Raw genomic sequence first — 12,190 nt, forward strand, 5'->3', positions numbered from 1 at the left:
CATACAGGCATACAGGCATACAGGCATACAGGCATACAGGCATACAGGCATACAGGCATACAGGCATACAGGCGATAATTTTCTCAAAAAATCTAAATTTTTCTTGGGCGACGTAAGAATTTTTGCGTTGTTTTTTGTCTCGAAAAAAAACAGAAACAAATAAAAGGGGGTTAAAATGTATAATCAACTGAAATCAATTGCGATAGTGTTCGTAATTTTTGTGGTGTCTGCGTTTGGACAAACCATAGCAAATATGGCTGCTACTGATGGTGAAATCATTACGCTTTTTAGAACAGACAATCCTAGCGTAATAAGGGTTCCTGCAAACGCTACGGTAACAATTGTAAGTAATGAAGGAGCCGACTTAGGCAGTTTCAGAGGGAGAACTTTAGATATCGGTGCCAATGCTGTAGTAATATGGAAAGCAAGAATTACATCTAATACCAGTACAACTGTTTTAACTATTACCGGAGCTGGAACATTTGAGCTTCACGATGAGGCAAGAATTAGCCAGATTGTTCATAACACTGATATGACATCCGGTTCTGCAAACGTTATAAATTCAACAGGTAACAGCAATATTATCATTTATGGAGGATCTATTAGCACAATAGGTACTGGTTTTGCAATTAACTCTCCGAGTGGCAACAATATCATTGCTATTAATGGCGGATTTATTAACAGGCCTATTAACGCTAACGGCTTAATAATATACCACGGAGAAAAACAGCATAGGGATTGGTTAACAGTTAATTTTCAAGCTGTCGATGGAGAAATAATTACAATAAATCGTTCGGGGGCACTTGGAACTCTTACCGTTCCCGCAAATGCGACCGTAACTATCGTTACAGACGGCGAAAATCCGATTTCTCGCACAGCTCCGCTTAACTTAAATATTGGCGCGAATGCGAGAGTAATATGGAAAGCAAGAACTACTACTTCTTCAACAATAAACGCCGTATCTCTCGGAGCAAGCACCGGAACGTTCGAGGTTCACGAAGGAGCAATAATTAAAGCAACTGCCGGACAGGCTATTACCGGAAACAATGCAATAATAAATATTACAGGCGGAATAATAGCCGCGCAAGGAACAACGATTGTTGGCAACAATAATGTGCTTAGTCACGCACCGACAAGTCAAACAGGCGGATTAGTAGTATCATATCCGGCAAGCGGTTCTTTTATGCCCGGAAGCAGGACGGACTTGATTTCATTACCAGCCGACGCAAACATTTCTTGGGGAGTTCAAGGTGGTAGAAACGGGATTTTCTACAACGAAACACAATTTTTGGCAACAAGCGGCACTCAACAAATTTCCGAAACGGTGAATTGGGCAGGTATTACAGTTACGGATGGTCAAGTTGTCCGAGTATCTGCTGCTTCTACGGGAACACTATCTGTTGTTGCCGGCGCAACAGTAACCATAATAAGCGACGGCGAACAGCCCATAGCCCGAACTGCCGCACTTAACCTTACAATAGGCGAAGGCGCAACCGTAAATTGGGAAGCAAAAGTTGCCGCGTCGGGAACAACAAACGCCGTAAATCTCGGCACCGGCACGGGAACAATAGATGTTCGCGATGGAGCAATTATCATAGCCGAAACAGGACAAGCGATTGCCGGAAGCGGAGCCATAAACATTTCCGGCGGATTAGTCGCCGCACAAGGAACATCGATAGTTAGCGGCGTGTTAAGCCGAATGCCGACAAATCAAAGCGGCGGTTTGGTTGTTGCTTATCCGACAAACAGATTTATTTTGCAAGGAGATAGACCACGCTGCGGCTTAACGTCATTACCCGAAAACGCGGATATTTGGTGGACAACAAACGGCGGAAGAATCGGCATCCAATACAATGAAACCGAACTTTTTGCAACCACGGGCACACAACATTTTTGGACGGGAACTATCAACACAGCAGCGAATTTGGCGGCATTCAGAGATTTTGTCAATGCCGGAAACAGTTTTTCGGGAGACACTATTCGGCTTGGTGCAAACATTTCGCTTTCCGGAACTTGGACGCCAATCGGAAATACCTCAACAAATTCTTTCAGAGGAATATTTGACGGAACCGGTCGCACAATAAGCGGTGCCTCTGCTCCTCTTTTTGGAAATGCCAGCGGGCAAATAAGAAACCTTACACTAAACAGTTCGCGCGGTTTGGTAGAGAATTATGGCGGCACAATAGAAAACGTCAGAGTAAATACAAGCGGCTCCATAGGACTTATCGGCACAGCAGGCGGTGTAACCATAAGAAACTCTTCGGTATCGGGAAATATGTCGCCGAGTGTTTCTAATGTTTCCGTAAATCTCGGCGGTTTGGTTAATAACGCAAACGGATCAGTAACGATAGAAAACTCAACGGTAACGGCAAATATTACCGCCAACAGTTCTGTCGGCAGTATTGTTGGCGGCTTGGTCGGACGTGCAACGCAGAGTGTAACAATACGCAATTCGTCTGTTTCGGGCGATATTCGCTCGTCAGTTTCGGGAACGACAAATACTGCGGTAGCACTTGCAGGCGGACTAATCGGACAGGCAAATACAAGCATAGACATCAGCGAGTCCTATTTTATCGGCGAGGTTTTAACGACACTTTCCTCAACCGCAACAACAGCAGGGCTAAATCACACAGCCCGTTCAGGCGGATTTATCGGATATGGGGCAGGAATTTTGGGGGTTGGCTCTGTAAATATTAATAATTCCTTTGTTTTGGGAGATGTTCTCGCCTCAAACGCCTCAACAGGCGCAACTTCGGGTTCTACGTTTTCGGGCGGCTTTATAGGAACTCTGCGAAACCGCATAGATATTGAAAATTCCTACATAAACGGCACAATAATGGCAAGCGGCAACCAGCGAAACGTAGGCGGAATCGTAGGATATTGGTCAGCAAGCAGAATCGAAAGCGTATTTTCGGCAACTCCTTGCCCATTGTTTGGCGTTGAAGGAACAAGTGCGGCTCAATTAAGAAACCGCGCAACATTTACCGGCTGGGATTTCGAGAGCGTTTGGGACATCAGCTCTGAAACAAACAACGGTTTCCCATTTTTGCGAAACGTTGGCGCAAACGATAACAACGGCGGAACGTTTATTCGTCCAAGACCCGACACACAACCGCGTCTCCACGGCATTCTCCTCGAAAACTCCGTGGTCTCCGACGTTGCAAAAATCTCGATAATCACCCCTGAACCCGCACAAATAACCTTGCGAATTTTGGACGCATTAGGCAACGTTGTATGGACGGCAACCGATGTAGGGGCGACCGCCCTCGGTCGCCCGAATAATATATCGTACGACACGGGCGACCGGGGGCGGTCGCCCCTACAAACGTCTATCGTTTGGAATTTAACCAACCAATCCGGACGATACGTCGCAAGCGGCACGTATCTTATAATCGTAGAGGCAGTAGGGCAGAGCGGAAGAAGATTTGTTTATTCGTCGAGGGTTGGAGTAAGTAGATAAACTTTGCGTTTTTTTTGATATTAATAAGGGCGGGGAATTTTTCTCGCCTTATTTGTTGTGGCAAATATTATTTTAACTTAAAATTTTTATAAAAGGGGGTGGAGTTATGCTGTGTCAATTGGAGTTAGATGTTGTCGATAAAAAAGAGGCTTTCGCCAAAGATTTTTTTAGCTCTATATCGTTCGTGAAGAATGTGCGCATTTTGAAGGAAAGAGAAATAACAAACCCGAAGGTCTTGTCGCGAATAAATCGCTATGAAACGGGACGCACAAACTTATTACCCATGTCTTTTTCCGCGTTGAAGAAGGATTTGGTAAATGCGTGATATATATTTTGAGCCCGATAGCCTGGTCTGAATTTGGCTGGTGGTTCAAAACAGATTTGAAAAAGGAAATTGTTTGTAATATTTTGAGCAAGCGGTTCGAGATTTCTTACACAATTATTCGATATTTTGCAGAGACGCAATACCTTGCGTCTCTTTTCTATTTGCGCAAATAGTATTTTTGTGCTGAATTTTGGAGAAATCGAAAGTTATGGACAAAAAAATGGTGGTGCCGAAGCATTGCGCCGTTATTATGGACGGGAACGGAAGATGGGCGAAACAGAGAAATCTGGCTCGTCCGTTTGGGCATAAAGAAGGCGCGAAGGCAACGCATAATTTGGTTGAGAGTTGCGTTAATTTGGGGCTTGAAGTCCTTTCGATTTACGTTTTTTCGAGCGAAAACTGGAACCGCCCCGCAAATGAAGTAAGCGCGCTTATGAAACTTCTGGTGGAAATGATAAAAAAAGAATTGCCGAATCTTATGCAAAAAAACGTGAAAGTGCGACTTATGGGCGATGCGGATTTGCTTCCCGAAAAAGCGAGAAAAGACCTTTTTGAAAGCATAAATAAAACGTCGAAGAATACAGGGCTAACTCTCTGCCTTGCAATAAGTTATGGCGGAAGAAACGAAATAGTTCGCGCCGCAAAATTGTTTGCGAAAGACTGCTTAGAGCAAAAGGCGAACACAGACGACATAACAATCGAAAAACTAAGCGCTTATATGTATCTTCCCGATATTTGCGACCCCGAACTTGTAATACGAACGGGCGGCGACAAACGAATAAGTAATTTTATGCTTTGGCAATCGGCATATTCCGAATTTTATTTTACCGACACGCTTTGGCCCGATTTTAAGGAAGAAGAACTTATAAAAGCATTTGAACAATTTTCAAAAACAGACAGACGATTTGGAAAGGTTAAGGAAGATGAAGACGATTAAAAAAGAAAAAACAGAGAATAAAGGCGAGAAGAGAACGCTTAAAAACATAGGCAAACGAATGTTTTTTGTTGCTTGGGCGGCGCCGTTAGCGCTTTTTTTGATAAATTCGCAGATTAACCTTCTTCCGTTTTTGTTTGGCGACAGGTTCGACGGCATAATAAAGCCGATTTATCCTTCGACTATTCTTGCATTCTTGATTATTCTTCTTGCGGCGAAAGAATATTTTGGAATGCTCAAAACAAAATTCAGGAAAAACTGGTTTTGGCTCGGCTATATTTGGCTATTCATAAGTATGTGCGGCTCAATAGTTAATGTAAATATTCTCAGTTTTCAGAACTCGCTTTATATTCTGTTTCTTTTGATTGCGTTTGAGGCGTTTTTTATAGGAAAAGGGACGCTTCGATGGAGGCGCGCGAGTTTGTTTTTTGTCGGTGTGGTGTTTTTAAGTATTGCCGGAGATGCGCTTCTTAAGTATCTTGAGCCGTCGTTTATGAGTATTTGGGCTTTTCCGATAACCAACCAATTTTTTGCGGCAAACTTGGGCTTAATAACGATTTTGACGGCTATATTTTTCTGCGACGGCGCGGCATACATTGTCGGCTCGCTTTTCGGGAAGCATAAGTTAAGCGACATTTCGCCCAAAAAGACAATAGAGGGAAGTATCGGCGGATTTTTATTTTCGGTTGCGATAATGACAATAATTTTCGCTCTTTTCGGCAACCCGCAAGAACCGATTTGGCTTGGCGTAATGCTTGGCGTTGTTATAGGAATTTTTGCGCAGGTCGGCGACTTGTTCTTTTCGCTCACAAAGCGCTATTTTGCGGTGAAAGACACTTCCGATTTAATTCCCGGACACGGTGGAATTTTAGACAGATTTGACTCGGTTTTGTTCGTTTCGCCGTTTGTTCATATAGTAATAACCTTGGCGAATAATTTCGGGTAAGATGTATGAAAATCAGGCATTTGCTTTATATTTTGTTTTTTGCGCAAATTGTTTTTGCAAGCGAAAATTTGCCCGCGCCTGCCACCGCTATGCCAAGACCGCCTCTCGGAGCGTTGAGCCGAGGTCCCGCGCCGATAATTTCGGTAAATGAGCGTGAAATGTTGATAACGCTTCCCGAAGCCGATAATATGCGAATAACAATTTTTACCCCGAGCGGCAGAAGATTAACGCGCAAAAGAGTGGCGGGCGAAACTATAACTTTCAGACTTCCCCGCTCCGCCCGAAAAGAAATAATTGTCCAAATAGAAGCGAGTGCGCTTAGATTTTTTTCGCAGAGCGTCGTTCTTAAATAAGAAAACAAAAACTTTTTTGAAAGGATTTAATATGATGAAGCAGATTTTTTTGATTTCATTGATGTGTCTTTTAATTATCGGTTGCGCGAGGCAACAGGTAGCAGTGGTAGATGAGCCGATTGCAAAACCGGTTAAAGAAAAAAAGCAAGCCAAAGAGCAACCGACCGTGTTTGTGCCGACGCCTCTAGAGCCTGTAATTCTGTATTCAGACTTAGCGGACGGTACGCATAATTGGGTGATAAACGCCGACACTTACGGCTCAAGCGTAGAAAATTTCAGAAATGCGGCAAGAAATTTAACCTTCACTTTTAACCGCGCGGAAGAAAACCCCGCAGAAGAAAAATGGACTTGGTCTGAAATTATTATGTTCAACCTTTCGTCGGATTGGCGCGATTTTAATTCTATCGACATTACATACACTTCAGACGAAACCTTGGTGTTGATTTTGGCTGACTCCGAATTGTATGTGTATAATCCTGCCGCAGGTTTTTTCACAACTTTGCCGCCGACAAACGGAAAAGAAGTTTCGCTTACGCTTGCTCCGACAAATACCGCGCAATTTAAACAGCACGCTTGGGTAGTTCATAACTTTCCGCAAATAAGAACGGTGTTTGACCCGACCACGATTATAGGAATAAAACTCGGAACAACGGCAATCGGCGGACAAGCAAACGCGACAATCAGTCGATTTGTTCTGAATGGCGTGATTTTGGACTAAAAGATTTTTAAGGAAAAAACAAAAAACAGAAAATTTTTCTGTTTTTTGTTTTTTCTAAATTGCTAAAATGAAAATACCGTTATCATCAGCAAATTCGGATAGCTTTTCCTTCTCTTCAATAATTGTTTTGTAGCCGGCATCTATTACAATTCCGTCAAGTTTAGTATCAATCAACTGATGAATAGTTTTAAATCCGATTGCCGGAATATCGCCGCGTTCTTCTTGACCGATTTTAGCCAATTTAACCATAATTCCGCCAACCTCACCATTTTTGGCGGCAAATGCCTCTTTCATAAGCGCGTCTGTACCAAGCAATGTTTCGGTTCCGAGTATTCTTTGGTTCTTTACGACTATCGATTGCCCGATGTCGCTTTTGCCGAACTCTCTACATTTTTTAACAGAAAATTCTATGTCTTTTTCGTTTTCAGCGCTTGGTTTAGTTTTCGTAAGCAGACCATTTTTTGCCAAAAGCGACGGCATAGCGTCCTGAATACCGACGACTCGAAAGCCCTTTTTTTCAAATTCCGAAAATATAATTCTGAAAACTCCGTCGTTTTTCTTCTTGAAAAAGATAAGCCTGAAGAGCATTTTTAATATATAGAAATTATTGAGCCGCACAGCTTTTCTGTTTACTCCGCCGATAATTATTACAGTAAAAACTCCTTCTTTTCTCATAATACGCACAAGTTTTGTAAAATCGGAAAAAAACACTTCGATGAATTTTCCGTGCACCTCCGCAAGTTCTTTTACTTTTTCCTCTACAAATCCGTTTAGTCCCGCAACAATAAACTGCGTATTATTTTTTGCCATACTCTCGACAAGCAAGTACGGAAAATTCCCGTTTCCTGCAATCACACATATTTTCCCCAGTTTGCTCTGCGCTTCTTTGTCCGTTGTATCAATTAGAGAAGTCATTGTTTTTTTCTCCTTACTTTATTTTAAACTGTTTTTTTGTAAAATTTCGTGAAGTCGTTGCGCTTGTAATACAAACGCTTCCAAATTCGCCTCTGTCAGCTGTGGAAACGGAGTGCCGTCTGTTTCTATCGACAAAAACGGGAAATCTCCGATTTCGGCGTAATCCTGCGCTTTTTCTTTCCAATCGGGGATTTTTGCCTTGCCTGCAACGTTCATTTCTTTTTTGAGGATAGCCTCGGCTACCCGCGACGGCATACAGCCGAAAGGTCCTATGGATATTACACCGCAAGAATAATGCAGAATTTCTCTTAACCCAAGTCCCACGGTGAGTATTGCCTCGCCGCGAAGCCTGACATCGATTAAATGCTCTGCCGTTTTAATTGTTTTTTCGACTTCGGTCATCTCGAATTTGTACAGTTTGCTCTTAGCAAGTATTACTTTAATTTTGCGCTCCCAACGTTCTTGAATACTTGAAGTTATCCGCGCTAAAAACGTATCTGCAAAATTCATTTCTTTGTCGCTCAAGCCCGAATTTATTACGTGATTACTGTAAGATAAATATTCTATAACAGGCGCTATTTTAACAATAAAACCGCGGTTTTCCAAATAATCGATTAAGTTTTTGCGGCAAAATTCATCTCGGCGGACGTATATTTCGCCTATTATCGAAATCACGGGAGAATTTGCAGGGTCGGATTTCAGCGGTATTTGCGAGAGTTTTTTTGCTACATTGCCAAGCGTTTTTTCTATACTGCCTTTTGCATTGCCTTCAAGATACATCAGCACTTCTACCCAGCATTTTTCTAATGTCAAAAGTGCACTGTCGCGGTCTTTGGCACAAACGCTCAACACGCTTTTTATGTCGTTAAACACGTCTGAAATAACGAAACTTTGCCAACCTCTGAGCGCTCCTTTAGCTCCAATTCCGCCGTAGCCGTTAGCGTCGCTGAGAGTGAAAACGGCGGCATTTTCTATTTTAAGATTTTCTATGTTCTGCGTAATTGCACAGGCATACTGTCCGAAACGACAAGGACCGTCGGCGGTTGCCATAAAGAAAAGCGTGATTTTATCGCTGTCTTTTTTCTCGTTTTGTATATAATTCAAAAACGCGCCCATACATACTATATAAGGTACGCATTCTTTGCAAGTGGAATGTTTTTTTCCGATGTTCAGCACTTCTTTGTCCGCAACAGGAAGAGCGCGGCAATTTAATCCGATGCTTCTGAATATTGCCGCAAGCGCCTCCGTTGCAAAACGTCCCATCGACGGCAGAACGAGTTCGACTTTCGGGTCAAAAAGCGAATAGAATTTTCCGTCGGATGCTTTTACTTTCATTTTTTTATCTGCCATAACTGCCTGCACAAACGACGATAAGTCGAGAGGGGAGAGGGACTTATTCAGCCGACGGAAACTTTGCATAATATCGACGGCGGCTTCTATTCTTGTGTCTATGCCTGCATCTGCCGTGTGTTGGTCTAATTCTAATGTTAGCGAAGGTTTGTTTTTCATAACATTGCGGAAAAAACTTAAAACAAACGAATCGGGTCCGCAAGAAAAATTGGTTATGAACATACCGAAAAGATTTTCACGCTCCTTAACAAATTGCGCCGCTTTCATTATTTTTTGTCCAAGTCCCCAATACATTTTCTTGTCGGCTTTATATTCGGACGTGGGCAGCATATCAAAAGGAATAACGATATATCCGCGCGAGGCGGCTTTATGCGGAATGCCCATATTGGCGTCGCTCGAAAACGAGTTGTATGGTCGTCCAAAAAGCACAAGTCCGAATGTGTCGGGGGTATCTTCTAAGTATTTTAGCGCTTTACGTCCGTAATTTTGCAGTTCTGCTTCAAATGAATTTTGGCGTTCAAGCGCTTTTTCGAGCGCGGCAGCCGCCTTTTTCTCGTCAATTTTCAATGTTGATACCGCCATTTCGATTAACTCGCGTTTTGCGGCGGGGTTTGCATAATCTTTCTCCATTTTAAGAACAGGGGAGAGCAAAGTAGTCTTGCTTTCCTCTATTTCACGGCGAAACGTTGCTTTAAGATAATATGGCTCGCCTTGAATAAACACGCAGGTTTTTGTAAACGACGAAGGATTTTTCACGGGAATATGTGATATATGCGGCAAAAAAATGTAGTCGGGTTTCTTTTTGAGCAAATTCGCGAAACTTCCGTGAGTAAGTTCTGCGGGCAAACAAAATGCCGCTTCTATTCGCGTAAAGCCGTCAGGGTCAATTTCGTCTGCAAGAACGACTTGAAGCCCAAGTTCGTCGAAAAAATTAGAGTAAAGAGGGTAGAGCGAATGCGTCAAGAATGTCCGCATAATGCCGACTGTTTTCCCGTTTTCACGCGGATTTTTTACTCCGAAATCCTCAAAAAGTAGCTTTTGGCGTATTGCAACATAGTCAAATTTTTCGACTTCTACTTCTTTTTGCAGGCGCATATTGTAGTATTTGTTGCATACTCCGCCGAATGGAAAAACTTTTCCGCCAACATTTATTCGCGAGATTTCGCATTTGAGGTCGCATTTTTCTTTTCCGCCCAAACAGACAAAACTGCCTTCTCGCTTTGCTTCGCGTTTTATCAGTTCGTTCAGGTCAAATTTGCTCGGTTGACACAAACACAAATCCAAACGGTTTGCTGTTTCGAGCGCAACGCCGAACGCACCCATAAGTCCGGGATTGGGCGGAACTATAATTTCGTTCCCCATAAGAGCTGCCATAGCTACGGGAACTGCTTTGTTGTAGCATACTCCGCCCTGCATAAAAATCTTTTTTCCGACAGGACGCGCTCCCTTAACGCGGTTAAGATAATTCATACAAACCGAATAAACAAGCCCTGCCAGAATGTCGTCTTTTCCTATTCCTTCCTGCCCTGCTGTTTTTATGTCGCTCGAAATAAATGCCGAACATTGGTCTGTAAAATTGGGCGGATTTTTACCCAAAAGTGCTCGCGCACCGATTTCTTCGGTCAAAATATTAAGAGCTTCGCGCGCCGATTCTTCCAAAAACGACCCCGTTCCCGCACTGCACGCCTCGTTCATTGCATAATCCGATGGTACGCCGCCTGTAAGATAGGTGTATTTCGCGTCTTGTCCGCCGATTTCAAATATGGTATCTACGTCTTTATCGAAGTAAGTTGCCGCTGTTGCGTGTGCAATTATTTCGTTAATAACATTGTCGGTAAGAGCGTGAAGCGCCGCAATTTGCCGTCCTGAACCCGTTATTCCGAGCCCGACGATTTCGGTTTTCGTAAATCCGATTTGTTCTTTTATAGCTTTGTAGCAACTACGTGCCGCAAGAATAGGGTCTCCGTCAGTTCTTAAATAAATTTGCGCAATAACCGCCCTGTCTGACCTGCGAATTAACACAGCTTTGGTTGTGGTGGAGCCGACGTCAAGTCCCAGTACGCACTCGTCGCCTTTGTTAGCGCGGTCGTTTTTCATTGTCTTGAATGACACCAAATTCATATAATTCGCAAGAGGTTCCAAGCGACCAAACGAACTCGGCGTGTCGGAAAATGCGTCCGAAATGTTTTGCGGCAGGGGAGAGCAGTCATTGTCGATAGCCCAGACAGCTGCGCCGAATGCTTCAAAAACCGCCGATTGCGCGGGAACGTCAAGTGTTTTGAAGCGCTTTTTCAATATGTTTATCATAGCGGTATTGAGCGAACCACCGCCGACAATGGTTGCTTTTTCGCTTTCCATATCTTTAACAAGTTCGCCGATTTTATCCGCCATCATCATACAAAGTCCTGCCGCGACATTTTCTCTCGGCTCGCCTTTATTTAGCGCGTGTGTGCAGTCGCTTTTACAAAACACACTGCATCGTCCTGCAATTTTATGCGGCGTTCCTTTTTTTGCAAGAGCGATTGCTTCGTCGAGCGTAAGCCCCATACGTCTTATTTGTTGTAAAAAGAATTCACCTGTTCCGGAAGCGCATTTATTTCCCGAAAGAACGGTGTTTATTCCGCCTTTTGAGTTTATGACATACACCAATTGCGTTTCACCGCCGCTGCTTATTACGAGTTGCGGAAATTGCCCGCACGGATATATTTCGCGAAGCGCACATTCCACGGCTTGCGGCTCGGATATTGCAGAAAGGTCAACCGAGGAGCGAAATGCTCGCCCCGTAATCGCGATTTTATCGACTTTCGTCATATCTTTTTGCGTAAGAAGTTTAAGAACAACACTTTTTGGGTCGCCGTCATGCGGCACTCGCCCAAATGCTTCTATTTTTTTTCCTTTATCAGTAATTGCCAATCTGACATATTGAACAGTAGCGGCGCCAAAACAAATTCCCAACGTTTTTATAGATTTCATAAAATAACTCCAAATAACTAAATAATAAATAACCAATAATTTCAAAAACAAAATACTATTTGCCGATAATAGAGGGAGAAACAAATATTTTACTTTACATAATATCAATTATGGGAAATAACGTATTTTCTTTTCGTCGGGGGATAGGAGTATGTAAAAACACAATAATTCACTGACAAAATAAACCAATTAAAAACCTCGGGAGGTTAAAATGAA

The 12,190-nt window shown here is 43.0% G+C and carries 8 protein-coding genes; 6 read left to right on the top strand and 2 right to left on the bottom strand.

The features are described from left to right. Positions 1-175: 175 nt before the first annotated feature. The 6 genes from FWE23_10360 (at position 176) to FWE23_10385 (ending at position 6,736) form a co-directional block, all read left to right on the top strand. Positions 176-3,460, top strand: coding sequence for a hypothetical protein (locus FWE23_10360; GenBank protein ID MCL2845830.1), 3,285 nt, complete (start codon positions 176-178; stop codon positions 3,458-3,460). Between the two features lie 106 nt (positions 3,461-3,566). Then, positions 3,567-3,785: a hypothetical protein gene (locus tag FWE23_10365; GenBank protein ID MCL2845831.1), complete on the top strand. Its 219-nt coding sequence runs from the start codon at positions 3,567-3,569 to the stop codon at positions 3,783-3,785. Between the two features lie 208 nt (positions 3,786-3,993). Further along, entirely contained in the window at positions 3,994-4,722 is a 729-nt protein-coding gene (locus tag FWE23_10370) for an isoprenyl transferase (protein ID MCL2845832.1), read from the top strand. Next, complete coding sequence (locus FWE23_10375) at positions 4,709-5,665, top strand: phosphatidate cytidylyltransferase (GenBank protein MCL2845833.1); 957 nt, start codon at positions 4,709-4,711, stop codon at positions 5,663-5,665. Before FWE23_10370 ends, FWE23_10375 begins: the two co-directional genes overlap by 14 nt. 5 nt (positions 5,666-5,670) lie before the next feature. After that, positions 5,671-6,018: a hypothetical protein gene (locus FWE23_10380; GenBank protein ID MCL2845834.1), complete on the top strand. Its 348-nt coding sequence runs from the start codon at positions 5,671-5,673 to the stop codon at positions 6,016-6,018. A 31-nt stretch (positions 6,019-6,049) separates the two neighbouring features. Next, entirely contained in the window at positions 6,050-6,736 is a 687-nt protein-coding gene (locus tag FWE23_10385; protein ID MCL2845835.1) for a hypothetical protein, read from the top strand. A 54-nt stretch (positions 6,737-6,790) separates the two neighbouring features. Here FWE23_10385 and lpxI read toward each other — a convergent pair whose 3' ends face one another. Then, entirely contained in the window at positions 6,791-7,651 is an 861-nt protein-coding gene (gene lpxI, locus FWE23_10390) for a UDP-2,3-diacylglucosamine diphosphatase LpxI (protein ID MCL2845836.1), read from the bottom strand. An 18-nt stretch (positions 7,652-7,669) separates the two neighbouring features. Next, on the bottom strand, positions 7,670-11,974 hold the full coding sequence (locus tag FWE23_10395) for an acyl-CoA dehydratase activase (protein ID MCL2845837.1): 4,305 nt from the start codon (positions 11,972-11,974) through the stop codon (positions 7,670-7,672). Positions 11,975-12,190 lie beyond the last annotated feature (216 nt).

The sequence above is a fragment of the Chitinivibrionia bacterium genome, from assembly GCA_009779925.1.
In the GTDB taxonomy this organism is placed as follows: domain Bacteria; phylum Fibrobacterota; class Chitinivibrionia; order Chitinivibrionales; family Chitinivibrionaceae; genus WRFX01.